The organism is Klebsiella sp. JN_Kp122 (assembly GCF_040062085.1).
GTDB lineage: Bacteria > Pseudomonadota > Gammaproteobacteria > Enterobacterales > Enterobacteriaceae > Klebsiella > Klebsiella aerogenes.
Map to the genome: position 1 here is coordinate 138,232 of NZ_JBEAHW010000046.1, position 24,154 is coordinate 162,385.

Here is a 24,154-nt window from a genome sequence, read left to right on the forward strand (position 1 = left end):
CCTCGCTTTAAATGTTGGCAGTTCGTCTGCCTGCACCAATCAAACGAATTAAGTGTGGATACCGTCTTATGGAGCAAAACCCGCAGTCACAGCTGAAGCTTCTTGTCCAACGTGGTAAGGAGCAAGGCTATCTGACCTATGCCGAGGTCAATGACCATCTGCCGGAAGATATCGTCGACTCCGATCAGATCGAAGACATCATCCAAATGATCAACGACATGGGTATTCAGGTGATGGAAGAAGCACCGGATGCCGATGATCTGCTGCTTGCTGAAACCTCCAATAATACCGATGAAGACGCAGAAGAAGCGGCGGCCCAGGTGCTGTCGAGCGTTGAATCTGAAATTGGCCGTACGACCGACCCGGTGCGCATGTACATGCGCGAAATGGGTACCGTTGAACTGCTGACCCGCGAAGGCGAAATCGACATCGCTAAACGCATCGAAGACGGGATCAACCAGGTCCAGTGCTCCGTTGCGGAATATCCGGAAGCCATCACCTATCTGCTGGAACAGTACGATCGCGTCGAAGCTGAAGAAGCTCGCCTGTCTGACCTGATCACCGGCTTCGTCGATCCGAACGCTGAAGAAGATATGGCGCCGACCGCCACTCACGTCGGTTCCGAGCTGTCTCAGGAAGAGATGGACGACGACGAAGATGAAGAAGAAGATGATGACGACGACAACAGCGATGACGATAACAGCATCGACCCGGAGCTGGCCCGCGAGAAATTCGCCGAGCTGCGCACCCAGTACGAGCTGACTCGCGACACCATCAAAGCGAAAGGTCGCAGCCACGCCGCCGCGCAGGAAGAGATCCTCAAGCTGTCCGAGGTCTTCAAACAGTTCCGCCTGGTGCCGAAACAGTTCGATTACCTGGTCAACAGCATGCGCAGCATGATGGATCGCGTTCGTACTCAAGAACGTATCATCATGAAGCTGTGCGTTGAACAGTGCAAAATGCCGAAGAAAAACTTCATCACCCTGTTCACCGGCAACGAAACCAGCGAAACCTGGTTCAACGCCGCCGTGGCGATGAACAAGCCGTGGTCCGAGAAGCTGCATGACGTTAAAGAAGACGTTCAGCGCGGCCTGCAGAAACTGCAGCAGATTGAAGAAGAAACCGGCCTGACCATCGAGCAGGTTAAAGATATCAACCGTCGCATGTCCATCGGCGAAGCGAAAGCCCGTCGTGCGAAGAAAGAGATGGTTGAAGCGAACTTACGTCTGGTTATTTCTATCGCCAAGAAATACACCAACCGCGGTCTGCAGTTCCTCGACCTGATTCAGGAAGGCAACATCGGCCTGATGAAAGCGGTAGATAAGTTTGAATACCGTCGTGGCTACAAGTTCTCCACCTACGCCACCTGGTGGATCCGTCAGGCTATCACCCGTTCCATCGCGGATCAGGCGCGCACCATCCGTATTCCGGTGCATATGATTGAGACTATCAACAAGCTCAACCGTATCTCCCGCCAGATGCTGCAGGAAATGGGCCGCGAGCCGACGCCGGAAGAGCTGGCTGAGCGCATGCTGATGCCGGAAGACAAAATCCGTAAGGTGCTGAAAATCGCCAAAGAGCCAATCTCCATGGAAACGCCGATCGGCGATGATGAAGATTCGCATCTGGGTGACTTCATCGAGGATACCACCCTCGAGCTGCCGCTGGATTCTGCGACCACCGAGAGCCTGCGTGCGGCAACGCACGACGTACTGGCGGGCCTCACCGCTCGTGAAGCGAAAGTGCTGCGTATGCGTTTCGGTATCGACATGAACACCGACCACACGCTGGAAGAAGTAGGTAAACAGTTCGACGTTACCCGCGAACGTATTCGTCAGATCGAAGCCAAGGCGCTGCGTAAACTGCGCCACCCAAGCCGTTCTGAAGTGCTGCGTAGCTTCCTCGACGATTAATCGTCGCGCTGCAAAGAGAGTAAAAAGCTCCCCGCGGGGAGCTTTTTTATGCCTGCGATTCAGGTGCCATCAGCGCCCTCGCCCCGCCAGCGCCTCATCCAGTTCGCGATAGGCTTCAACCAGCTTGTCCAGCGTCGCCCGGTTTAAACCGCTGGGATTGGGCAGTACCCAGATTTCGGTTTCACCGATGGTCGCTTCCTGCTTTCCCCACTTTGCGCCACGCACCCTGAACGCCTGCTCATAGGCCTGCTTGCCGAGCACCGCCAGCGCCTGCGGCTGATAGTCCTGGATTTTGCTTATTAGCTCCTGCGCGCCATTACGCAGCTCCAGCAGGGCAACCTCGCTGGCCTGTACCGTCGGCCGCTCAACCAGCATGGTGATACCGCAGCCGGTATCCAGTAGATGCTGCTCCTCTTCCGGCTTCAGCTGCCGCTCAGTGAACCCCGCCTGGTGAATGACCTTCCAGAAACGATTGCCGGGATGGGCAAAATGGAACCCCGTATGCGCGGAGGACTTCCCCGGATTGATCCCGCAAAAGACCACCCGCAGCCCCGGCGCCAGGATATCACTAATCATAATTTCTCCGGCTGAATGACTAAAAAGCTGATTATAAAGGATTGAAAATGCATTGTTTATAAAAACAGCAGCCGAGCGCTTTACGCTGGATTGCAGCGTGCAGTTACATTATAATCCCTCGCCACGGCCCCTTAGCTCAGTGGTTAGAGCAGGCGACTCATAATCGCTTGGTCGTTGGTTCAAACCCAACAGGGGCCACCAAATATCAAGGGCTTACGATTACTCGTAAGCCCTTAGTCTTTTCCAGGATACCTACAGAATACGGCAGGCAAGTACTGCGGAGTATAAACGCGCCGGGTTAGAAGCTTGCAATATAGCGAAAGCGCAACGCATTCCAGTCCGCTCACGGTTGAGCAGAATTCATCTTATACCAGAGCCCGCAGCTCCTCGCGCATGTATGAAGAAAAGTACTCAGGATTCTTAATAACTATACGCTCGCCGGACTTAATTCGTTCCGCCCATCCCGCTAACGTTTTAGTAAATTCGGGATCCCAGCCCTCTTGAGTGCCCCGGGCATATACATCAGCTGCGCTGGCCGGAGCTCCTAACTCGTTAAGATACTTGAAAATGCCTTTAGCCGTACTTTCATCCATGGTGTGCGGTGCTGAAGATGACGTGTTCATGCCATTAATAAAATCCAGTGCTTTATCAATTACTGCTGACATATTCTTATCCTTAAAATATCCACGTTCGGTACAAGGCTTTAATATGGACTATATTTTGCTTAAGTATCAAAAGGTTTATCCATTTAATTGTTCAAATGTGAGCTATGCACAAATGGCTGATTTTTTATCTGGCAGCCCCTCTTACATGTGCTCACACCCTCCGGCAAAAAAGATCCTCTGATAGTGATAAGTCCAATCCGTCCAAATCTCAAGAATCTGAGTAATGAATCAAAATGATTGGCTCTACTTTTCGCCTTTTACTATATCCACTATCCAGGCTACCACGTAAGCCAGCGCCATAAACCCGACAAAGCCAACCATCTTCATGCCCCAGCCTTCAAGCACAAAAAGGCTACCCAGCGCGGCGATAGAACAAAGGCAGGTTGTGATAGCTTCCAGCAGACTCGCGGACTGAATCCCGATGGATTGGCATAGATTAGCAAGAGCAGATTTCATAGAGTAGCATCCTGGCGGCTTCTAATTAAATATCTGACTTATCAATACTCTAATGCATCATCTTTGTAAATTGATGATCTCTTCCAGACCAGCAATGAGCGCGGGAAAATAGCTTTCATCAAGCCCCAAACAATCACTGATCACTACGCTTTCAGCCGGGTTTTCTGGCCTCAACGTTAACGACATAAGTGCTCCATGGCCAAAAGATGATGGTGTAAATACCAGATTTAGCTGATTTTCGGTGCTTTCAAAAATAACATCGGTATGGGCATTTTCATTTATTAAGTGGGTATGTAACGCGATAAGTTTATCTTTCAGTTCGGAAAGTTCACCAACGTTGAAAGAAGCTTGATATTGTACATTCAATTCAGGGAGGTGATATTCGACGTAGGTTTTTATCCAATCATAAGCAGGTGCATTAGGTGTATTTTCTCTTTCAAATGCGGAGATTCTTAATATTTTCTTATCACTTATTATTTCGATCATGCTTCCCCTCAACAACTTGTATAAAAAAAACCACAGTCCAATCCTGCTCCCTAACGACTATCTCAATAGTATATTTATTATATAAGGATTTAGCGGTGCGAATGATTTAACTACCAAATATTTTTATATTGACGTTGTTAAAGTTTGATTCACTGTACTAGTAAAATAATCTATGCATTGAAGCATAAACCACTACAAATCCCCCCACACCCCCACCATCACAGCGCTTCCCACATATAAAACCAGTGGGTGGCGTCCCGACAAACGGTGCGGAACATGGCAGCGGAGACCAGCTGATAGCGGCGGTCCTGAGATTTCGCGGGTGTATAAGCGCACACGTAGCGCCCGCTATTGGCGTCGGGCAGCCCCTCTTTAACCGACATCCAGGGGAGAATCAGTTGCTCCGGCGGAACGCCCGCCGAAATGGTATCGATCACTTCATGCGCCAGCGCCCGGGCATCGCGGCTATAGGGGCCAACGGCAACCTGTTCACAATGTCTGAGTAAATGTTCCATTAATTATCGTTTCCTTTTTTGAGTCTCTATTTTCCCTTAATTATTGCAAAGATATCATTGGAAATAACTATTATTTAATAGGATTTAATGGTACTTATTTACTTAAAAATAAATTTTTAATACGAAACTATAATGACTCGTATTTATATCTCATTGATATAAAAAAGCCATTATCCACTATCTCTGTATCAACATAACTGGATAATGGCTAATTCAGGCAATAACGCACTATGCGCAATTGGCCGTGAACTCTACCGGCAAGTCGCCATAAAACCAGCCATCGTCCTGTTGGGTGAGATCGACACGGATGGTCTTCTTCTCGCCAAACAGAAACTGCTTCACCAGTACCTTACGAGTAAAGACGCCGCCGACGTTAATACGCACGCCGTGATGTTCCACCTTCTTAACCCGGATGGTTCTGGTGGAATAATCTATTTGAATATCAACATGTTCTCCGTGACGAGCAATGAAAGCCGCGATCCTGACATGCCCCCCATTTTTGGAGAAAGAGATAAACGGCTGACTCTTTCTACCGCGCCTTCCCTTTTCTATATTAACGAAATTGTTTACGTCAGAGCGCGCTGCACCATTGAACACAAAGAAGCCTCCCTTCTCAGCAAAATCGTATCCCTTAAAACGAAAAAACAATGGTTTATTTCACTAGCAGGATGAATTTATGACAGAATAATTAACTGCATTTTAGATACAACCACAAATAAAATCAAACCTACAAACGGTCATTGTAGAGCAACTATCTCCCCATTCTCATCGCGGTAAGAGAAACACGACGGGCTAGATTCCGCACGGCAACTGGCTTCGGCAAACATGATTCGTCGCCCAGCGGGCAAGCGTAATAAAGAGTAAAGTAATCCCAGGATCTGTTAGACGGCCTCTGCGCCACTGAAATGACGTTCGCGCCCAGTCACAGGAGGTTAAAATTTCTCCGGCAGTTCGTGCGCAATATCGATCAGTTCACCGTTCTCCATTTTGATATATCCCCCTTCTTTAAGCTCAGCAAGAATTTTGAAAAGGTAGCTACGCGACATTTTGGTTCTTTTCAGAATAAAGCTAGCCAGGCTTCTATCATGTAATACTCCCGCATCCTGCTGTTTTTTGTAACGGTAAATCATTGATTTAATCGTATCGTAGCGTGAAGGTAAATTCTTTTCGTGATGTGCATCAATAATCAACGATAGCTGAAATGCCATGATTTCCATCAGATAAGCAAACCGATCGCGTTGAATAAAATAGTGTTCAAACGCTTCCTTACCGCAGGTCACTATTTTGACATTTTTCTTTGCCGTATATTTTAGCGATAGCGCCGGGCCATAGTTTTCAATAATACCTAAAATCATACCGCGGATCCCTTTGCCGACCTGCAGCATATCTCGCGTTTTGCTCAGGACACCGCGTTTACCCGCGGAGCCAAAACCCACATTGTATTCCACTTCTATCGCAATAATGCCTTCAACTACAATGACGACTTCGCCAGGCTCAATTCTGAAAACGCCATTGTCTTTGATGATTCGTGGCTGATTTGCCGAGATCAGCGGTTGAATCAACTCAAGGTCGCTGGCGACAACATGGTTATATTGATCAATAACGTCGGAATAGGTTGTTTTCATGTTGCCTCATTAATTATCATTTATTTAAGCCTCTCGAAAAATAGTCTGCCAAAGTTAAGCCTGTCAATTAAAGGTAGCATTTTTAGTTCATCCTGCCATTTATTTCAGTCCGTTTAGAGACTCCACTCTCGTATCGACCGATACGTCTAAATAAAATACCAACACCGACGAGAACCGTTTAACGTTTTCTTGCCCATTGAAGCGTCTAATTTATTTTTAACCGAAAACATCCTTGCTAATTTAAAAATAAATTAGACGCTTCGTTAACAACCTATTTTTCCAGATCATTTAAAAACCCGGAAAAATAAAAGGATAGCGAGCTATGTTTAAAAACATTCCCTTTAAGAGAACAATGTTGGCCAGTATGCTGACATTAGCTTCCGGCGCGGTGACCGTTGCTCACGCAGCCGACGCCGCAGCGCCGAAGCAGGATGCTAAAAAGCCTAACATCGTAGTTATCTTTGGCGATGATATCGGCTACCTGAACCTGAGCACCTACAATCAGGGTCTGATGGGCTACCAGACGCCAAACATCGACAGCATCGCCGCCCAGGGCGCGAAGTTTACCTCCTACTACGCCGAGCAGAGCTCCACCGCGGGTCGTTCCGCCTTCATTACCGGCCAGATGCCGTTCCGTACCGGGATGAGTAAAGTCGGGATGCCGGGAGCGCCGCAGGGTCTGCAGAAAGAAGATCCGACCATCGCCAACGTCCTCAAACAACTGGGTTACGCCACCGGGCAGTTCGGTAAAAACCACCTTGGCGATCGCGATGAATTCCTGCCGACTGCACATGGTTTCGATGAATTCCTTGGCAATCTCTATCACCTGAATGCCGAAGAAGAGCCGGAAAACCCGGATTACCCGAAAGATCCCAACTTCCGCAAACAGTTTGGCCCGCGCGGCGTAATTAAGAGTACCGCTGACGGCAAGATCGAAGATACCGGTCCGCTGACTGTGAAGCGTATGGGGACCGTGGATGAAGAGACTCTGGCCGCCAACAACGACTTTATGGCGCGTCAGGTGAAAGCCGGTAAACCATTCTTTACCTGGTTTAACACCACCCGTATGCACAACAAAACCCACCTCAAAGACGACAGCGTTGGCGTCACCGGGCTGGGAACCTATGCCGATGGCATGGTTGAGCACGATAAAATCGTCGGCCAGGTGCTGCAGAAAATTAAAGATCTCGGCATCGAAGATAACACCATCGTTATCTACACCACCGACAACGGCCCGATGACCGCCACCTGGCCGGACGCAGGCGAAACTCCGTTCCGCGGTGAGAAAAACACCGGCTGGGAGGGCGGCTTCCGAGTTCCGGCAATGATCAAATGGCCGGGCCACATCAAACCGGGCACCGTGGTGAGCGACATGTTCGCCAGCTACGACTGGTTCCCGACGCTGGTTGCCGCTGCCGGCGACAGCAACATCAAACAGGAAATGCTGAAAGGTTATAAAACGCCGTCCATCACCTACAAGGTTCACCTTGATGGCTATAACCAGCTCGACTTCCTGCAGGGCAAAGGGAAAGACCAGCGTAACGAATTCTTCTACTGGAGCGATGACGGCGATCTGCTGGCAATGCGTCAGGGCCGCTGGAAGATCCACTTTATGATCCAGGAACACACCGGTCTCGATCTGTGGCGCTATCCGTTCACCAAACTGCGTGCGCCGATGATCTTTGACCTTGCCGTCGATCCACTGGAGAAAGGCGACCAGGGGATGGGTTACCAATCCTGGTTCTACGATCGCATGTTCCTGATGGGCGGCGCGCAGAAGTCGGCAAAAGAAATGCTGGCGACGTTTAAAGAATTCCCGCCGCGTCAGAAACCGGGCTCCTTCACCGTCTCCGATGTCAGCGCGATGCTTGACCAGGGCGCGCATAAATAACCCTGTTATCAACTCCAGGGCGGTTCGCCGCCCTGTTTTCTTCTCGCCTTACCCTCGACCTGACTAATCCGGGAGTTATTTATGAAACACAGCACCACCGTGCCTGTTAACGCATTACCTTCGGCAGAAAAGTACGCGGGTAACGGCCCCGCCTACCAACGTCGCTTTCATGTGATGGCGAAACCCACCGGCTCCGCCTGTAATCTCGATTGTAGCTACTGCTTTTACCTGCACAAAGAACACTTACTCCAGCAGGAAAAGCGCAGCTATATGAGCGATGAAACGCTGGAAAACTTTATCCGCCAGTACATCGATGGTCAGGATGGCGAACAGGTGGTCTTCTCCTGGCAGGGCGGCGAACCGACCCTGATGGGACTGGAGTTTTTCCACAAAGTGGTGAAATTCCAGCAGCAATATAAAAAGCCCGGCCAGCGGATCGAAAACGATCTGCAAACCAACGGTATCCTGATTAACGATGCCTGGGCTGAATTCCTCAAAGCGAATCAATTCCTTGTCGGCCTGTCGATTGACGGCCCGCGAGAGTTGCACGACCGCTATCGCATCACCCGCAGCGGCAAACCGACATTTGATAAAGTGATGGCCGGCGTCGACGCCCTGAAACGCCACAGCGTTCCATTCAATGCGCTGGTGACCATCAACCGTACCAACGCCCGTTTCCCATTAGAGGTTTACCGCTTTGTTACCCGCGAACTGGGGGCGACCTACGTGCAGTTTAACCCCTGCGTCGAACCGGTGGACTTTACCCAGACCGCGCCCCATTTCTGGCGTGATGACACTATCCCCACCGTCGGCAGCCGCCGCGCGCGCCCCGGCGATTTAGACTCCATCGTCACCGACTGGTCGGTCGACCCGGACGACTGGGGACGCTTCCTGATCGCCACCTTCGAAGAGTGGGTGAACAACGACCTTGGCCGCGTCCAGGTCAATCTGTTCGAAACCGCCGTCGCCCAGATGATGGGCATGCCGGCGCAAATTTGCACCACCGCGGAGTTTTGCGGCAAAGGGCTCGCGGTTGAGAAAAACGGCGATGTTTTCTCCTGCGACCACTACGTCTATCCGGAGTATCAAATCGGCAATATCGCCGATAACAGCCTGGCGCGAATGGCTTTCTCCGAACGTCAGCAGGCTTTCGGTATGGGTAAATGCGACACGCTGCCCCAGCAGTGCAAGCAGTGCCCTTACCTGAAGCTTTGCCACGGCGAGTGCCCGAAAAACCGTCTGGTGCTCACCACCGACGGCGAAGCCGGTTTGAACTATCTCTGCCCGGGCATTAAAGCCTTTTTCAACTATGCCGAGCCGATTCTGGCGGGCATCGTCACCCTGGTGAAACGCGATTTTAAAGGAGTTAGCCGATGAATCTTCGCGAGAAAATGCTACAGCTGGAGCAGCGCATGAATGCGCAGGTGCTCGGCCAGGAAAACGTCGTTCGCATGCTGCTTATCGCCCTGCTCTGCGATGGGCATATCCTGCTCGAAGGGCTGCCGGGGCTGGCGAAGACCCGCGCCGTCCGCGAGCTGGCGCGACATATCCTCGGCGAGTTTCGCCGTATCCAGTTCACTCCGGATCTGCTGCCCTCGGATATCACCGGCAGCGAGATTTATCAGCAAAATGCCAGCCGCGAAGAGGAGCAGTTTCGTTTTCGCCCGGGACCGGTTTTCGGCAACGTGATTCTGGCGGACGAAATCAACCGCGCCTCGGCCCGCGTGCAGTCGGCGCTGCTGGAGGCGATGGAAGAGCGCCACGTTACCGTGGCGGGCAAAAGCTGGCCGCTGCCGGGCGTGTTTATGGTGCTGGCGACGCAGAACCCCGTCGACCAGGAAGGCACCTGGCCGCTACCGGAAGCCCAGCTCGACCGCTTTCTGATGAAAGTACAGGTCGACTATCCATCAAAAGAGCATGAGCGGCAGGTGATGCAGCTGGTTCGCGCCGAGCAACAGGCGAAATATGGCGTAGCGGCAAAAACCGCCCCCGCGCCAGAAGCGGAATCACTGCGGTTCAGCCAACATGAAATTGCCTCCTGCTGGCGGGAAATTAGCGCCATCCACGTCGCGCCGATTATCGAAACCTGGATAGTCGAACTGGTCAACGCCACCCGCCAGCCGCAGCATATCAGCGAGCAGTTAGCCAGCTATCTGGCTTACGGCCTGAGCCCGCGAGGCACCTTAGCGCTAGAGCGCTGCGCCCGCGCGCAGGCCTGGCTCGTGGGACGTGACGCGGTTCGCCCGGAAGACGTACGTTTTATCGCGCCGGCGGTGATGCGCCACCGCTTGATGCTGAGCTATCAGGCCAGCGCCGATGGTTGTAGCGCCGACGATGTGATTACCATGCTGCTGAACGCCGTGGTGATCTAATGAACGAACTCTGCGTGAATCGCCAGATGCTGCTCGACCTCGCGCCGCATGCGCGGTTGATGGTTAACCCACCGGGACAGATCCCGCCGGGGGCGTTATCCGGCGAACGCGCCTCCCGCCAGCAGGGCCGTGGGCTCAACTTCGACAGCCTGCGTCGTTATCAACCCGGCGACGACATACGCATGATCGACTGGCAGACGACCGCCCGTCTACGTACGCCGTGGGTGCGCCAGTACAATGAAGAGCGCGAGCGCCCGGTCTTTTTGCTGGTCGACCAACGATTAGATATGCATTTCGCCACCCGCGGGCAAACTAAAGCCAGCGCGGCGGCCAAAACCGCCGCGCTGCTGGCCTGGCGTAGCCATCACGATGGCGATCGCCTCGGCAGCCTGGTATTTAACGATACCACGTTGGCGCTACACCCCTGCCGCGCCCCGCGTAGCACTCTACCCGCGCTGCTGGATGATCTGACGCATTACAACCAGCTACTGGCGCAGCAATATCCTCTCGAGCCGGAGCGTACGCAGACGCTTTCGCAGGCGCTACAGCGCGCGGTCAGCACGATTCCGCGCGGCGCCTGGGTCGCTATCCTCAGCGATTTTCACGATCTCGACGCCCAAGCGAAGGCCATGCTGGCGCATCTGCGCCGTCGCTGCGAGGTCAGCGCATTTGTGCTGTTCGACGACTTACACCTTCGCCTGCCGCGCTCCGGCACGCTGGCCGCCTGCTACGGCGGGCGCAGCGCCAGCGTCACCCTCACCTCCGCGCTCAGCGCCGATATTCGTCAACACATCATCGGTCGGCTGGCGCGTCAGCAGCAGCAACTCAACCAGTTGGGTATTCGGGTCAATCATCTGACGGTAACTCAGGACCTGCTGCGCCAGTTACAAAAAGGGCTTTAAATGTTTGAGAAAGGCTATGCGGTGCCGGAGCTACTAACGCCCGCGCTGCCCCCCGCCCCCAGCTGGTTTCCGCTACCAATCGGCTGGCTGATTCTGCTCGCGATTGCCGTAGGTCTGGCGGCGCTGTTCCTGCTTATTCGCTACGCCCGCTGGCGGCGCAACCGCTGGCGACGAGAAGCGCTGCTGGCGCTCAATCATCCGCATACCGTCGATAGCTGGATGCAGCTGATTAAACGGGTGCAGCTGGTCCACCAGCCGCGCCAGACGGTTAGCCAAACGCTGGCGCCGGAAGCCGTGCTGGCGTCGTTGACGCTGGATGCTGACCTGCGCGACCAGCTCATCGCCCGCTACTGCCGGGCCGACAACGCCCTGAACGACCAGCAGACGGCGCGGCTTCGCGCTCAGCTGGCGCAGTGGCTAAAGGAGCTTCCACATGTCTGAATGGCTCGCCCACATTGATTTCGCCTGGCCCTGGGCCGCGCTACTGCTGGCGCTGCCGCTGCTCACTCGTTTTCTCCCGCTACCGGCAAAAACCACCGACGAGCGCGTGCGGGTACCGTTTTTACCCTCGCTCATTGACGCGCTACAGCTCGATACCCGGCCAAAACGCGGAAGTGGGGCCAGCGCCGTACTGTTCTGGCTTATCTGGTCGCTGCTGGTTTGCGCGCTGGCGCGGCCGGAATACCTGACGCCGCCACAATATATTACCAGGCCGATGCGCGACATCGTGCTGATCCTCGATGTCTCCGGGTCAATGGCGAAAAATGACGTCCAGGGCGGTAATACGCGCCTGCAGGCGGTACAGCAATCGGTGCGCAAGTTTGTCGCCGCCCGTCAATCCGACCGCATCGGCATGGTCATCTTCGCCAGCAAAGCCTGGCCCTTCGCCCCGATAAGCGAAGATAAACAGGCGCTGCAAACGCGCATCAATCAGCTAGCGCCGGGCATGATTGGCCAGCAAACCGCTATCGGCGATGCGCTGGGCGTGGCGGTTAAGGTGCTGGATAATGGCCCCGATAAGCAGGCCGATAAGCTGGCGATTTTACTCACCGACGGCAATGATACCGCTTCGCAGCTGTCGCCTGAACTGGCGGCAAAGCTTGCTGCCGACCACCATGTCCGGGTTCATACCATCGCCTTCGGCGACCTCAGCGATACCAGCAAAGACAAAGTCGATTTGCCGCTACTGCAGCGCATCGCGAAAACCACCGGCGGCCAGAGCTGGACCGCCGCGCATTCCGGCAGCGCGCTGGATAGCGTCTGGCAACAAATCGACGCCCTCACTCCGGCGCAGGTCAAAAGCCTCGGCTGGTCCTGGCATCAGGCGCTCTATCCGTGGCCGCTCGCCGTCGCGCTGCTATTGCTACTGCTGGCCGCCTGCGGCCGTGTCCTCAGGGAGAAAATGGCATGAGCGATTTTCACTTCCTCTATCCGTGGCGCTTAACCGCGCTGCTGCTGTGTCTGCTGGTGGCCTGGCTTCCTGGCTACGGCGCTTCCGCCTGGTCAACGCTAATGGATAAACCTTTTCGCGCGCTGATTATTCAACGCCGTCGCAGGTTAACCCGGCTGCTGCCGTGGCTACTGGCGCTCGGTGTCATCGCACTGGCGGGCCCAAGCTGGCAGCGCGAACTCCCGGCGGCGCTGACGCCGCAAAGCAACGTGATGGTGATTCTGCAGCAGGATCTGGCGATGTATGCCCAGGATCTTCCCCCCTCGCGTCATCAGCGCATGCAGCATAAAATCGCCGCGCTGATGCAACGGCAGCCCGGTTCGCATTTCGGTCTGGTGGTCTACAGTAGCCAGGCCTTTCTCACCACGCCGTTAACGCAGGATCCGCAGTTTTATCAGCTATTTCTCAACGCTCAGTCGCCCTCTTTGCTGCCGGAAGGTAGCGGTTCCGCCCTGCCGCAGGCCGTCGCACTGGCGTTAAAAAATCTGCCTACAGACAAAGACAGCCCGCGTAGCCTAATCCTCGTTGCCGATACCCTGTCGCCTGCCGATGTCGCCTGGCTGAAAGGACAACATCTACCGCTGCAAATTTGGGTACCCGGCACCGCCGCGGGTGGAACGCTGTCGGATAAGTATGCCAGCCTCGGCATCGATACCCGGCTGAACGTCGATCGTTTCCGCCAGTTGCGCGACGCCGGGATCCCGGTGACGCTGGCCAGCGATGATGGCGACGATCTGCCGATCATCGCCAGCCACATTCAACAATCGGTGACTCAGCAAAATAACGCCCGCGAGGATCTGCACTGGAAAAACAGCGGCTACCTGCTGATCGCGCCGATGCTGTTCCTGCTGCTGTTCTGGCGACGCCAGTTACTGATGGTAGCGCTACTATTTCCCGCGCTGCTGTGGTCGCCGCACAGCGATGCCGCCTGGCTCGATGCCTGGGTTCGCCCCGATATTCAGGGGCAGCACGCCTTTCGCCGCGGCGACTACGCCGCTGCCGCCGGGCATTATCGCGATCCGTTATGGCAAGGTATCGCCTGGTATCGGGCGGGCGACTATCCTGCCGCCGCCAGCGCGTTTCGCGCCGCGCCGCCAACCGCGGAAACCTTGCTGTGGCTGGGCAACAGCTATGCTCAGCAAAAGCAGTGGCAGCAGGCGCTCGACAGCTACGATCGCGCCCTCTACCTACATCCTGACTGGCCCATGGTGCTGCAAAATCGCGATAAAATCTCGCAGATTGTGATGGGCATTCGCCAGCAAGAGCGCGAGCGCCAACAGGCGCAGGGCGATGCGATGGACGACGGCCCGGATAAGCTGGTCCACGACCTGCAGAAAAACCAGGGCATCGATCAGCAGCAAATCGGCGCTATTGCCGGGGAGAGTCCGCAGGTTAATCAATGGTTTGATGCGCTGGATGTTTCGCCTACCGGGCTACTGAAAAGCCTGTATCGCAACGGCTCAGGAGATACCGTACCATGAACAAAGCGCTACTTTTTCTGCTGGTTGCCACGCTTCCGGCGCATGCGGCGATGGATATCACCCGTGAACTGGAAGCGCCGGCGCAGATCGTCCCCGGCCAGCCGGTTCGGGTGGCGATCACCTGGTGGACCGATAGCTGGTTTAACCCGCCGCCGCAGTGGCCCGAGTTTGCCGTCAAAAACGGCGAACTCCTGAATACCGCGTTGCCTTCACAGCTGGTGACGCGCAAGAAGAACGGGATCGTCTGGAGCGGCATTCGCCTTGAACGTCAGGTCAGCGCCTGGCAGCAGGGCGTGCTACGCCTGCCGGCGATCGACATTACCGCGACCTCCGCCAATCAGGCTCCGGTCACGGTACATCTTCCGGCGCTGGAACGCCCGGTAAACTGGCCGGCCAATACCACTCAGGCGGACCATTTTTTACCGGCCAGCCAGCTGACGCTCAGCCAGCAAATTCAACAGTACCACGCGGGGAAAGACGCCACGCTGCGGGTTGGTGATGTCGTTGACCGTATCGTGAGCGTCGAGGCGCAGGATGCGCTACCGGGGCAAATTCCACCGCTGCTGTACGCCATTAGCGGTAGCGAAAGCCAGCGTCTGGCGCCGGTCAGTGAGGCATTAAAAAGCGAGCGCGGCGATGTCATCGGCGCTCATCGGGTGGAGCGGCTGCGTTATCTGCCCAGCCATAGCGGCACGCTGACGCTACCACCGATTAGCTTGCGCTGGTGGGATACCGTTAATCATCAATGGCAAACGGCGAAGCTGGCGGGAGAAACGTTGAACGTCGCCGCGGCGCGACAGGGCGGCGCGGAGCAAGCGCTGCGCGGTACCACGGGAATGGTCACCTGGCAGAGCCTGATGTGGATAGTGATTGCCGCTGCCGCGGTCGGAGGCGGATGGTTTGGCCGCCGCTGGTGTTATCGAACGCTTCTCGGCATTAGCCGACGCTGGCGGCGTTTCTGGCAGCCGCAGCCGTTACCACCGCTGGCCCCTTAGGCAAAGCACTTCCCGGCGGTTGACCGGATACGATTCGTAGGCCGGATAAGGCGCAGCCGCCATCCGGCAAAAATACGGTTCCGAACTCACCGCCATTGCCCGGCGGCGTTTTTTATTTCGCCTGACACTGCGCCGGGTCGTATACCGTCTTCCAGTCCTGCTGCATATCGACAACCGTCCAGCCCTTCTGTTTCGCCTCGGTCAATCCTTTCACCAGCTTGCCGCTGGCGGAAGGATGGCTGTCGTAGGCATACTCCCGCGCCGCATCGGTATGGTGTACCAGCAGCTCGAAGGTTTTATAGTTTGGGTTGGCGGCGGTGTACTGCAGCATCGCCAGATCGCCATCGCTGTTGCCGAAAGCCGCAACCGGGCGCTGCCCCATAAACAGGTGGATCGCCACCGGCTTGGCCGCGGCATCATCATTAAATGCGCCTTTCATCGTCTTGCGAAGCTCGGTGCCATCGTCCGTCAGACTAAACTCGCTGAGCGCGAACGAACCGATAACCTGCTCCGGCGGGATACCGTACATTTTTTCCGAAACCACCCGCATAAAATCAATCCCGCCGCCTGAAACGATCCACGTTTTAAAACCATTGGCGCGCAGATAATCCAGCAGTTGGCGCATCGGCTGATATCCCAACTGGTCGTAGCGACAGCCGGTACGTTTATCCTGATGGCTGTCAAACCATGCGCTGACCCGCTGACTAAACTCTTCGGTGGTCATGCCGCTATGGGTTAACGCCAGCAGCTTGAGCAACCCTTTTTCGCCGCCCGCCGCTACCGTTTTCAAATCGTTGTTCAGTACCGCCGCCACCAGCGGATCCTTTTTCCACTCCGGATGTTCGGGCGCCAGCCGTTTCACTTCATCCACCGCGAACCGTAGTTGGAAAGTCAGCGGCGCTTCCGGCCACAGGGTGCCGTCATTATCAAAAACCACGTAGCGCTTATCCAGCGGAATAAAGTCCGCCCCGCCTTCACGCGTCGCCCCCTGCACCCATTGCTCAATCGCCTGTTTAGCAGGGGTATCTTTCCATGCCGGCAGCATATCGGTGGCTGCCGCGCTGGTGAAGCTCAATAGCAGCATGCTGAGCAGTACTGTTTTTTTCATTGTTTTTCCTTCTTATTCCACCGCCAAAAACCAGACCTACTTCAGCATGGCGGCAATCTTCTCAAGCGTCGGTTTAACCGTCGCGTAAAAATGGCGAAAGCCAGGACACAAATAATTGAGCCCTTCTTCGCCGTCCGGGGCGCGCACGATGCGGTTTTTCGGGCATTCGCCCCAGCATAAATTCAGATGCGGGCAGCTTTTGCAGTAGGCGGGCAGCGTCTCTTTCTTGCCCATGCCAAACACTTTCTGCCGCTCGGAAAAGACCATATGCGCCAGCTTATGCGCCTTAATATTGCCAAGCTTATATTCCGGGTAGACGTAGTGATCGCAGGAGTAGACGTCGCCGTTTTTCTCAATCGCCAGCGCCTTGCCGCAAAACGGCGCGGTGATGCATAACTGGGATGGAAGCCCCATAGTCTGTACCACGGCGGTTTCGAACAAATTTACCTGCACGCGGCCCAGATCACAGGTCACCCACTCATCAAAAGCTTCGGTCAGAAAATGTCCCCAATCGTCCGGATCCACCGACCAGTCGGTGACGATAGAATCCAGATCCCCCGGTTTCGCCCGGCGGCTGCCGGTGATGGGGATCGTCTCTTCGCGCCAGAACTGCGGCGCGGTGGTTTTAAACTCGGCGGCCTCTACGCAGGGCGTAAACTGGATATAGGTGGCGCCGAGTTCACGGGTAAGAAAACGATATACCTCGCGCGGGAAACGGGCATTCACCCGGTTAACGACTGCCAGCGCGTTGAACGGCACGCCGTGGCGCTTCAGTGCCGCGATCCCTTCCATAACCTTATCGAAGGTCGGCTTGCCGCTGCGCGTCACGCGGAAGCGATCGTGGATCTCGCGCGGGCCATCGATCGATACCCCGACCAGGAAGTTATGCGCCTTCAAGAAGGCGGCCCACTTATCATTAATCAGCACGCCATTGGTCTGCAGATCGTTCTCAATGCGCTGGTGCTTCGGCTGATATTTCTTTTGCAGCTCAACGACCTTTTCGAAAAACTCCAGTCCCATCAGGGTTGGCTCGCCGCCCTGCCAGGAGAAAATAATCTCTTCGCCGTCCTGGCTTTGGATGTACTGACGAATGAAATTCTCCAGTACCTCGTCGCTCATTCCTTTGTCGTGCGGCTGATGTAAAAGCTGCTCTTTATGCAGATAAAAACAGTATTGACAGTCCAGGTTGCAGGTGGAGCCGCTGGGTTTCGCCATCATGTGATAGCGGCGTTTATAGGCGGGCAGATAGCGCCCCTGGTTCTGTAATGGCGTTAATGGAATGGTGGTGCTTTTTTTCATCGACCAGAACCTATCTCTAGAATGCTCACAACAGCAAAAGGCCCGGACATCTCGCCCGGGCCAACGTCATTTTAATTACCGGTCGGCATCGCCAACTGGAACCCTTCTTTTTGTAACTGCTCGCGGATATTACTAAAGCGTTGATACTGCGACAGGGTAATCGGCCCACTGTAGGCTTCGCTCTGCGGCTTACGCGGCGGATACTCGACGTAGGTTTTCATCAACTTAGTGATGGCTTCATTGAAGGTCACCAGCGTCCAGGTATGCTCGGTATAGTTGTTCATAAAGATATCGTAGCGTTCCTGCGGATCCTGCCAGAGGTCGAAAATCTGCGGCACCGTTGCGACATACGACTCCGGCCCTTTCCAGCCGAGGTTGGAATCCACCGCCAGGCCGCCGGTTTTCGCGCCGTTATCGCCGCGCAGGTTAAACACCGCCTTATAGTGACCGACGCGCGCCGCCCCCGGGGTCAACTCATTTTCAGTGAAGTAGAACCAGGAGGTACGCGGATCTTTACCGGTGCCAAACAGTACCGGTGAAATATCGTAGCTATCGAAGATAATCGGCTGCCCGGCACGATCTTTGGTGGGTAATTTAATCCCGGCCACCGAAGCAAAGGTCGCCATCAGATCGAGGCCGCCAACGATATCGTGGTTACGGCTGTGCTCTTTAATCTTGCCCGGCCACCAGGCGATAGCCGGAACGCGGCTGCCGCCCTCGCGGTCGGTGCCTTTGGTGCCGCGGAATGGCGTATAGCCGGCATCCGGATAGACGTCCTGCCAGGCGCCGTTATCGGTGGTCCACACTACCAAGGTGTTTTTATCGATCCCCAACTCGCGCAGCTTATCCATGATATGGCCTACGCGGGCATCCATTTCCACCATCGAGTCGGCGTATTTGCTCTTCGACATCGACTTGCCGACGTAATCCGGATCCGGCATGTTCGGCTGGTGGTTCTTCATAAAGTTGATGCTCATGAAGAACGGTTCGGAAGATTTTGCGTTTGCTTCGAGATAGTCCAGCGAGGCCTTCTCGACGTAGCGGTCGAAGAATGGGATCCCGACCACGCCCTCTTTGCCATCAACGACCGGGGTATTCACATACTGGCCGTTAATTTTGAACTCTTCCTTCGGCGCTTCGCCCGCCTTGCCGGAGAGCGCGCCGCGGGTGACACGGGTAAACATTTCACGCAGTTGCGGATCCATATCCGGGAACCAGGTCGGGTCGGCATAGGTATAGGCGTTCAGGTGGTAGAGGCCGACGTATTTCATTTCGTCGTAGCCCTGAGCATTAGGTAACGCGTAATCGGCTTCGCCGAGGTGCCACTTACCGGTAAAGAAGGTTTTATAGCCGCCGGTTTTCAGTACCGAGGCCAGCGTCCACTCTTCTTTCGGTAAACCGCCGCCCTGCCCCTGGAAAGCCACGGTGGTCATACCGCTGCGGTTGGGAATGCGCCCGGTCTGCATCGCCGCGCGGCCCGGCGTACTGCTCGGCTGGCCGTAGAAGTCGAAAAAGGTCATCCCCTCATCGGCCATTCTGTCGAGGTTTGGCGTCGGCATACCGCGGCCTTCGCCGCCGCCGTAGACGCCGAGGTCGCCATAGCCGGTATCGTCAGAGACGATCAGGATAATATTGGGCTTTTTTGCCGCACCATCGCTGGGGCCAGCCGCATTTTGATCGGCGGCATTGGCCGTCGCGCCGGGTAATAACGAACCGGCGGCAAAAGCCAGCACGCCGATACCCTTGTATTTTTTATTCATCTTCAAACCTCATTGCTCAGCATGCGCCTGATTTAACTTACGATTTGGCTAATATCAGGCAGGCATTGTCAGATTAGATAAGTCTCAATATGAGATGAGCGACATCGGCAAATGTTGTTGTCGCTACTGAGGCGATTCCGCTTAAGTGAAGTAGAGAAAGCAATAAAAATCCACAGGTTCTGGTTTTATTTTTTAATTAATGCAAAGCGAATCACTATCACCGTTTCGCTAAAGAAACCCGCCGCAAAAGCAATATTATCATTCAATATTTAAGTGGATTCTTAGTTACTAAAAAAAGAAGCCCAACTACCCACTAAAACAGTCTAAGTGAGTGTTTTAAAAAGAGCGATAGATCAGTCCGTTAACGGACTCTAAAAGTGTCGCCTGCTATCTGGCGCCAGCATTTAAATTTAGATATTTTGTATCAGGCGTAATTTCGCGCCATTAAAATATAAAGTATCGCCACTGCAAAATAGCAAAGAGTAATAAAGCGGTAGAGTTAAGCCCGGAGAGAAGATGAGTCGTATTCAAACGCCCTATTCCCACATCATCGATGAATATAATAAGATGATTTCAAAGAATATAAAGGCGATAGACTCATTAAGTCATAGCAGTAATATACGCCAGATTGCCGATGATACGTCTTTCACCCTGAGTACAGGCGAGATTATTATTGTTCTTGAGGGCGTTATTGCCGTTGAGATGCAGGAGCACAACTTTATTCTCGCCCCAGGAAAAGCGAAAACCCAGGCGAAAAAGTTGTTTCAGGTCGGCAAAGGCATCAAAGGAATGTTTTTTGGTATTGTCGAAAGTTATGGCCCGGGTATTCAGCTGCACTATACCGCCAAAAAAAATGTCAAAGTGTTCAGCTGTAATCTCGAATACTTTGAGAAACATTTTACTCAGCCCGATAAATTCACCTTCCTGATGAACATGATGGCCATCACGCTGGCGTTTTTGCTCGATGCGCATGACGAAAGAGCTATTGGCACCCGCTATTTTGTCATTCGCTCCATGATTTATCGCTATCTCAAGCAGAAAAATGAGGGTGTATTACACGACCCGAGCCTGGCGAACTTTATCCTGCGACGCACAAAAATGTCGCGTAGCTATCTGTTTCAGGTACTTTCCGATCTGAAAAACGGCGGCTATATCACGATGAAAAACGGCGAGCTCGTCGATATTGTCAACGAGCTGCCGGAAAAATATTAACGCCGTCGGCTTAACTCTTATCCTGCCCCCGGCGCTTAAACTGCCCGGCGTCGATATCGTACTGCTTCATCTTGCGCCACAGCGTGGTACGGCCAATATTCAGCAACTGCGACATCTCCTGTACCCGGCCGTTAGTCACTCGCGCCGCCTGGATAATCGCCTCTTTCTCGATGGCGCTGAAGGAGAGGCTCGACGGCAGTAGCGATGAGGCCGTTTCGCTGCCCGGCCGGGTAGAGAAGAGATGTTCGGGGAGATTGCTTAAGCGAATATGCCCGTTATCGCTGCTCATCGCGATATTCTCAATAATGCTATTAAGCTCAAAATCGTTGCCCGGCCACGAATAGGCGGTCAGTTGGGCCAGCGCGTCGTCATCGACCTTCAGCCGCGATGAAAAGCGTTTCTCCAGCCGACGCAGACGGCTATGCACCAGCGAAGGAATACTGCCGCGTCGCGCCCGCAGCGGCGGAATGACTATCTCAAACGAATGTAGCGCATAGTACAGCTGGCGGCTAAAGCGGTTCTGCTCCACCAGGTTGGCGAGGTCGACGGTGGTGGTGGCGATCACTTTCACATCCACCGGAATCAGCCGCCGGGCATCAAGACGCGTCAGCACGCCCTGTTTTATCACCTGCAGCAGCGCTGACTGCAGCTCGGGGGCCAGATACTCTATTTTTTCCAGGAACAGCGTGCCGCCGTTGGCCAGCTCAAGGCGGCTGAGGCGGCCATTTTCATCGTCGGTTGGCGCGCTGCCCATAAAATCCTGGCCCAGTACGCTGTCGGCGTACAGCTGGCAGTTAACCGAAATATATGGGCCCGGCGCCCGCTCGCTTTCGTTATGGATCGCCTGGCTCAGTAATTCTTTACCCACCCCTTCCTCGCCGCACAGCAGCACCGGGAAAGCGCCGCGCGCCGCCTGGCGGCCAAAGTGGATCAGCCTGCGGGTTTCCGGGTCATCCGCCGACATCTGTTCGAAGGTATGGCTCACTTTGCCCAATTGGCTGGTCATTAATTGACGCATCTGCTCCACCGGGTGGAGCAGTAAAATGAAGCTATTGCCCTGCTCTTCCACGATAGGCTTCAGGGTGATCACCGCGTCAATAAACTGATGCTGGCTCTCGAAGGTCACTTCCACATGATTAAGGCCGCGGGCCTGTTTAATCGCACGGCGCAGCAACGCCGGCAGGGTCAACAGCTCATTGATATTCCGCCCCTGGCTGGCCTGGGTATCGAGATGCAGCAGCGTGGCCGCCTGCACGTTGAGAAACTGCAGCACTCCCTGCTCGTTCCACGCCATCACCCCGTCGTCCATACTTTCCAGCAGGCCGTACATTTGATTAAGGTGGCGGTTAGATTCCGCCAGCAGGCTGTCGGTAAGCAGCGAGTTACCCACTTCGCGGGCGATGGCCAAGGTCAGCGACAGATCCGCCGGGGCCCACTCTTCGCGCAGGCAGCATAGCGAAATCGATCCAAACAGGCGGCCATGGTTATCGAACACCGGCGTCGAACTGAACGACCAGCGCCGCAGCGCCTGCTTAAAGTGCTCGTCGCCCGCGGTGTTGACCGGCTGTCCGAGCATCGAAGCCAGCGACAGCGCGCAGGTGCCGATAATGCTCTCCGCGCAGTAGCTGCCGTCGCGAAATCCCAGTTCCGCCAGCTGTTCCAGGGTCTGCGGATTGCCACAGCGGCTCAGAATACAGGCCGACTCATCAAGGATGAACAGCGCGCAGGAACGGTTGGCCATAAACTCCCACGCATCTTCCAGCGCCGCCTGGCCGATGGTCAGCAGCGCGGTTTTGCGACGGCAGATCGATTCAAAGGTCAGCCCCTGCGCCTGATGCGGCGCCTGCCAGGTTTCACGCTGCATAAATTTGCTGCAGCGATGCCACGACTGGCTGATAACGGCTGAAACTTCATTTTCCGCACCCTGAGTCTGAGCTGTCATATCCCTTTTCCGCTGGAGTTAACACAGTTAAAACGACAAAACCCTCCGGCAGCGGCTGCCGGAGGGAGGAGTTGATGCCGCAATGCGCCGCGGCATAGAACCTTGTGAAAGACTTAACGCGCCAGCCACTGCTGCCCAAGCAGGTCCGCGGTAAGGATGGCGGCGTAGACGCTATCCGCGGTGACCGGGAACGGCATATTGTGGATGGTTTCGCCTTCCGCGCAGGTGGCTTTCGCCACCGCGTGGATTTTGCTTTCGATACCCTCTTTCACGCCCATCTGGGCAAGGGTGATCGGCAGGCCGACTTTTTCACAGAAGCCCATCACGGTTTCGATCTCTTCCAGCGGGCTATTTTGCAGTACCAGCTGCGCCAGGGTGCCGAAAGCGACTTTTTCGCCGTGATACAGATGGTGGCACTCTTCAAGGATGGTGAAACCGTTGTGAATCGCGTGCGCGCCGGCCAGGCCGCTGCTCTCAAAACCGATACCGCTCAGATAGGTGTTGGCTTCGACAATACGCTCCAGCGCATCGGTCACCACTCCAGCCTGAGCCGCCAGGCGTGCTTTTTCGCCTTCCGCCAGCAGCGTATCATAGCACAGGCGCGCCAGGCTCAAGGCCGCCGCCGTGGACTGCCCGCCCGCCATGCTGGTGGCTCGCGCATCGAAGCAGGCCTTGGCTTCAAACCAGGTGGAGAGCGCATCGCCCATCCCGGCCACCAGCAAACGTACCGGCGCTTTGGCGATAATCGCCGTGTCCATCACCACCATATCCGGGTTTTTCGGGTAGATCAGATACTCTTCAAACTCGCCCGCCTCGGTGTAGATAACCGACAGCGCGCTGGTCGGCGCATCGGTTGAAGCAATTGTCGGGATCACCACCACCGGCAGCTTCTGGTAATAGCCGATCGCCTTCGCGGTATCGAGGGTTTTCCCACCGCCGATACCCACCACGCCGCGGCAGCCGTGCTGCTTAAGAATGGCGATCAGGCGGTTGATTTCCGCATGGCTGCACTCGCCGTTAAACCGTTCCGCATGGCAGCTAATATTATGGCTATGCAGGCCGTTCAATACTTTGTCGCCCGCCAGCTTCATCACGAAGTCATCGGCGATAACAAAAAAGCTGTCGGCCAGGTTTTTAGCGTATTCGCCAAACAGCATGGCGGCATCAGGTCCCTGGAGATATTTGGCTGGAGATTGAATAACTTTTAGCATTCCTTTCACCCTCAAATAAGTGCGTATGTTGACACGTGAGCCCAGGCCGTCATGCCGCGGCGCCTGATATCAATGGCGCTTACAGCCACGCTGCCGGAGCGATGCATCCACTGTAGGGCGAGCCGCGGCGAAAAAAATTTTTCCCTTTTTTGTTCTGTTCTGAAACGGATAAAAAAATAATGCGTTTCACATTGAAACAATGTGACTGAGAAAGCGATGGGATTGCGATCGCGATCGGCTCATTTTGGCAAAAAAGCCGCTATCGTTTCCCTTCTTTAACGCAGAAAATCGCCTC

Annotated in this window: 23 protein-coding genes and 1 tRNA gene; 12 read left to right on the plus strand and 12 right to left on the minus strand. The window is 54.8% G+C overall.

Annotated elements, in window-relative coordinates; translation table 11 throughout:
• The first annotated feature begins 68 nt into the window (after positions 1-68).
• Entirely contained in the window at positions 69-1,913 is a 1,845-nt protein-coding gene (gene rpoD / locus ABLU78_RS20735; protein ID WP_015369628.1) for an RNA polymerase sigma factor RpoD, read from the plus strand.
• A 69-nt stretch (positions 1,914-1,982) separates the two neighbouring features.
• Here the strand turns inward: rpoD and mug are convergent, their stop codons facing one another.
• Positions 1,983-2,489 (minus strand): G/U mismatch-specific DNA glycosylase, encoded by a 507-nt coding sequence (gene mug / locus ABLU78_RS20740; RefSeq protein ID WP_020077903.1) that lies wholly within the window; start codon positions 2,487-2,489, stop codon positions 1,983-1,985.
• Positions 2,490-2,614: 125 nt separating this feature from the next.
• Between mug and ABLU78_RS20745 the strand changes: the two genes are divergently transcribed.
• Positions 2,615-2,690, plus strand: a tRNA-Ile gene (locus ABLU78_RS20745).
• A gap of 164 nt (positions 2,691-2,854) precedes the next feature.
• On the opposite strand, the gene ABLU78_RS20750 is transcribed toward ABLU78_RS20745, so the two are convergent.
• The 5 genes from ABLU78_RS20750 to ABLU78_RS20770 all read right to left on the minus strand — a co-directional run bounded on the left by ABLU78_RS20750 (position 2,855) and on the right by ABLU78_RS20770 (position 5,010).
• Positions 2,855-3,154, minus strand: coding sequence for a DUF1889 family protein (locus ABLU78_RS20750; RefSeq protein ID WP_032712540.1), 300 nt, complete (start codon positions 3,152-3,154; stop codon positions 2,855-2,857).
• Between the two features lie 243 nt (positions 3,155-3,397).
• Positions 3,398-3,610 carry a hypothetical protein gene (locus ABLU78_RS20755; RefSeq protein ID WP_015703532.1) on the minus strand — a complete coding sequence of 71 codons (213 nt, stop codon included), beginning with the start codon at positions 3,608-3,610 and terminating at the stop codon, positions 3,398-3,400.
• A gap of 57 nt (positions 3,611-3,667) precedes the next feature.
• Positions 3,668-4,096 carry a hypothetical protein gene (locus tag ABLU78_RS20760; RefSeq protein ID WP_015703533.1) on the minus strand — a complete coding sequence of 143 codons (429 nt, stop codon included), beginning with the start codon at positions 4,094-4,096 and terminating at the stop codon, positions 3,668-3,670.
• Between the two features lie 218 nt (positions 4,097-4,314).
• Entirely contained in the window at positions 4,315-4,611 is a 297-nt protein-coding gene (locus ABLU78_RS20765) for a hypothetical protein (protein WP_015703534.1), read from the minus strand.
• A gap of 228 nt (positions 4,612-4,839) precedes the next feature.
• Positions 4,840-5,010, minus strand: a complete 171-nt coding sequence (locus ABLU78_RS20770; RefSeq protein ID WP_015369621.1) for a hypothetical protein — start codon at positions 5,008-5,010, stop codon at positions 4,840-4,842.
• Positions 5,011-5,046: 36 nt separating this feature from the next.
• Here ABLU78_RS20770 and ABLU78_RS20775 point away from each other — a divergent pair, with 36 nt between their 5' ends.
• The gene (locus ABLU78_RS20775) at positions 5,047-5,283 is read left to right on the plus strand and encodes a hypothetical protein (RefSeq protein ID WP_224146762.1); all 237 of its coding nucleotides are present in this window, start codon (positions 5,047-5,049) and stop codon (positions 5,281-5,283) included.
• A 260-nt stretch (positions 5,284-5,543) separates the two neighbouring features.
• Here ABLU78_RS20775 and ABLU78_RS20780 read toward each other — a convergent pair whose 3' ends face one another.
• Positions 5,544-6,236: a helix-turn-helix domain-containing protein gene (locus ABLU78_RS20780; protein ID WP_048229503.1), complete on the minus strand. Its 693-nt coding sequence runs from the start codon at positions 6,234-6,236 to the stop codon at positions 5,544-5,546.
• A gap of 322 nt (positions 6,237-6,558) precedes the next feature.
• On the opposite strand from ABLU78_RS20780, the gene ABLU78_RS20785 reads away from it, so the two are divergent.
• From ABLU78_RS20785 to ABLU78_RS20820, 8 genes are all read left to right on the plus strand, one after another.
• The gene (locus tag ABLU78_RS20785) at positions 6,559-8,127 is read left to right on the plus strand and encodes an arylsulfatase (protein ID WP_020077900.1); all 1,569 of its coding nucleotides are present in this window, start codon (positions 6,559-6,561) and stop codon (positions 8,125-8,127) included.
• A gap of 81 nt (positions 8,128-8,208) precedes the next feature.
• Positions 8,209-9,504, plus strand: a complete 1,296-nt coding sequence (locus tag ABLU78_RS20790; RefSeq protein ID WP_048229505.1) for an anaerobic sulfatase maturase — start codon at positions 8,209-8,211, stop codon at positions 9,502-9,504.
• Complete coding sequence (locus ABLU78_RS20795; protein WP_048229509.1) at positions 9,501-10,499, plus strand: MoxR family ATPase; 999 nt, start codon at positions 9,501-9,503, stop codon at positions 10,497-10,499. Before ABLU78_RS20790 ends, ABLU78_RS20795 begins: the two co-directional genes overlap by 4 nt.
• Complete coding sequence (locus tag ABLU78_RS20800) at positions 10,499-11,401, plus strand: DUF58 domain-containing protein (protein WP_048229511.1); 903 nt, start codon at positions 10,499-10,501, stop codon at positions 11,399-11,401. Before ABLU78_RS20795 ends, ABLU78_RS20800 begins: the two co-directional genes overlap by 1 nt.
• Positions 11,402-11,842 carry a DUF4381 family protein gene (locus ABLU78_RS20805; protein ID WP_045359795.1) on the plus strand — a complete coding sequence of 147 codons (441 nt, stop codon included), beginning with the start codon at positions 11,402-11,404 and terminating at the stop codon, positions 11,840-11,842.
• Positions 11,835-12,812, plus strand: coding sequence for a VWA domain-containing protein (locus ABLU78_RS20810; RefSeq protein ID WP_047039143.1), 978 nt, complete (start codon positions 11,835-11,837; stop codon positions 12,810-12,812). The genes ABLU78_RS20805 and ABLU78_RS20810 overlap by 8 nt, the downstream gene beginning before the upstream one ends.
• Entirely contained in the window at positions 12,809-14,332 is a 1,524-nt protein-coding gene (locus ABLU78_RS20815) for a VWA domain-containing protein (protein ID WP_048229515.1), read from the plus strand. Before ABLU78_RS20810 ends, ABLU78_RS20815 begins: the two co-directional genes overlap by 4 nt.
• On the plus strand, positions 14,329-15,327 hold the full coding sequence (locus ABLU78_RS20820) for a BatD family protein (protein WP_048229517.1): 999 nt from the start codon (positions 14,329-14,331) through the stop codon (positions 15,325-15,327). Before ABLU78_RS20815 ends, ABLU78_RS20820 begins: the two co-directional genes overlap by 4 nt.
• Positions 15,328-15,439: 112 nt before the next feature.
• On the opposite strand, the gene ABLU78_RS20825 is transcribed toward ABLU78_RS20820, so the two are convergent.
• The 3 genes from ABLU78_RS20825 to ABLU78_RS20835 form a co-directional block, all read right to left on the minus strand.
• Positions 15,440-16,435 (minus strand): HAD family hydrolase, encoded by a 996-nt coding sequence (locus tag ABLU78_RS20825; protein ID WP_048229519.1) that lies wholly within the window; start codon positions 16,433-16,435, stop codon positions 15,440-15,442.
• Between the two features lie 36 nt (positions 16,436-16,471).
• Positions 16,472-17,734, minus strand: a complete 1,263-nt coding sequence (locus ABLU78_RS20830; RefSeq protein WP_015369608.1) for an anaerobic sulfatase maturase — start codon at positions 17,732-17,734, stop codon at positions 16,472-16,474.
• Positions 17,735-17,805: 71 nt separating this feature from the next.
• Positions 17,806-19,494, minus strand: a complete 1,689-nt coding sequence (locus tag ABLU78_RS20835) for an arylsulfatase (protein ID WP_015369607.1) — start codon at positions 19,492-19,494, stop codon at positions 17,806-17,808.
• Between the two features lie 516 nt (positions 19,495-20,010).
• Here ABLU78_RS20835 and ABLU78_RS20840 point away from each other — a divergent pair.
• Positions 20,011-20,706, plus strand: a complete 696-nt coding sequence (locus ABLU78_RS20840; protein ID WP_015369605.1) for a helix-turn-helix domain-containing protein — start codon at positions 20,011-20,013, stop codon at positions 20,704-20,706.
• Between the two features lie 10 nt (positions 20,707-20,716).
• Here ABLU78_RS20840 and dhaR read toward each other — a convergent pair whose 3' ends face one another.
• Positions 20,717-22,648 (minus strand): dihydroxyacetone kinase operon transcriptional regulator DhaR, encoded by a 1,932-nt coding sequence (dhaR, locus tag ABLU78_RS20845; protein WP_032709199.1) that lies wholly within the window; start codon positions 22,646-22,648, stop codon positions 20,717-20,719.
• Between the two features lie 113 nt (positions 22,649-22,761).
• Entirely contained in the window at positions 22,762-23,859 is a 1,098-nt protein-coding gene (locus ABLU78_RS20850; protein WP_007372182.1) for a glycerol dehydrogenase, read from the minus strand.
• Positions 23,860-24,154: the final 295 nt, after the last annotated feature.

Bases quoted from the DNA above. Each gene is read 5' to 3' on its own strand.
- rpoD (WP_015369628.1), top strand. From the start codon at position 69: ATGGAGCAAAACCCGCAGTCACAGCTGAAGCTTCTTGTCCAACGTGGT.
- mug (WP_020077903.1), bottom strand. From the start codon at position 2,489: ATGATTAGTGATATCCTGGCGCCGGGGCTGCGGGTGGTCTTTTGCGGG.
- ABLU78_RS20750 (WP_032712540.1), bottom strand. From the start codon at position 3,154: ATGTCAGCAGTAATTGATAAAGCACTGGATTTTATTAATGGCATGAAC.
- ABLU78_RS20755 (WP_015703532.1), bottom strand. From the start codon at position 3,610: ATGAAATCTGCTCTTGCTAATCTATGCCAATCCATCGGGATTCAGTCC.
- ABLU78_RS20760 (WP_015703533.1), bottom strand. From the start codon at position 4,096: ATGATCGAAATAATAAGTGATAAGAAAATATTAAGAATCTCCGCATTT.
- ABLU78_RS20765 (WP_015703534.1), bottom strand. From the start codon at position 4,611: ATGGAACATTTACTCAGACATTGTGAACAGGTTGCCGTTGGCCCCTAT.
- ABLU78_RS20780 (WP_048229503.1), bottom strand. From the start codon at position 6,236: ATGAAAACAACCTATTCCGACGTTATTGATCAATATAACCATGTTGTC.
- ABLU78_RS20785 (WP_020077900.1), top strand. From the start codon at position 6,559: ATGTTTAAAAACATTCCCTTTAAGAGAACAATGTTGGCCAGTATGCTG.
- ABLU78_RS20790 (WP_048229505.1), top strand. From the start codon at position 8,209: ATGAAACACAGCACCACCGTGCCTGTTAACGCATTACCTTCGGCAGAA.
- ABLU78_RS20795 (WP_048229509.1), top strand. From the start codon at position 9,501: ATGAATCTTCGCGAGAAAATGCTACAGCTGGAGCAGCGCATGAATGCG.
- ABLU78_RS20800 (WP_048229511.1), top strand. From the start codon at position 10,499: ATGAACGAACTCTGCGTGAATCGCCAGATGCTGCTCGACCTCGCGCCG.
- ABLU78_RS20805 (WP_045359795.1), top strand. From the start codon at position 11,402: ATGTTTGAGAAAGGCTATGCGGTGCCGGAGCTACTAACGCCCGCGCTG.
- ABLU78_RS20810 (WP_047039143.1), top strand. From the start codon at position 11,835: ATGTCTGAATGGCTCGCCCACATTGATTTCGCCTGGCCCTGGGCCGCG.
- ABLU78_RS20815 (WP_048229515.1), top strand. From the start codon at position 12,809: ATGAGCGATTTTCACTTCCTCTATCCGTGGCGCTTAACCGCGCTGCTG.
- ABLU78_RS20820 (WP_048229517.1), top strand. From the start codon at position 14,329: ATGAACAAAGCGCTACTTTTTCTGCTGGTTGCCACGCTTCCGGCGCAT.
- ABLU78_RS20825 (WP_048229519.1), bottom strand. From the start codon at position 16,435: ATGAAAAAAACAGTACTGCTCAGCATGCTGCTATTGAGCTTCACCAGC.
- ABLU78_RS20830 (WP_015369608.1), bottom strand. From the start codon at position 17,734: ATGAAAAAAAGCACCACCATTCCATTAACGCCATTACAGAACCAGGGG.
- ABLU78_RS20835 (WP_015369607.1), bottom strand. From the start codon at position 19,494: ATGAATAAAAAATACAAGGGTATCGGCGTGCTGGCTTTTGCCGCCGGT.
- ABLU78_RS20840 (WP_015369605.1), top strand. From the start codon at position 20,011: ATGAGTCGTATTCAAACGCCCTATTCCCACATCATCGATGAATATAAT.
- dhaR (WP_032709199.1), bottom strand. From the start codon at position 22,648: ATGACAGCTCAGACTCAGGGTGCGGAAAATGAAGTTTCAGCCGTTATC.
- ABLU78_RS20850 (WP_007372182.1), bottom strand. From the start codon at position 23,859: ATGCTAAAAGTTATTCAATCTCCAGCCAAATATCTCCAGGGACCTGAT.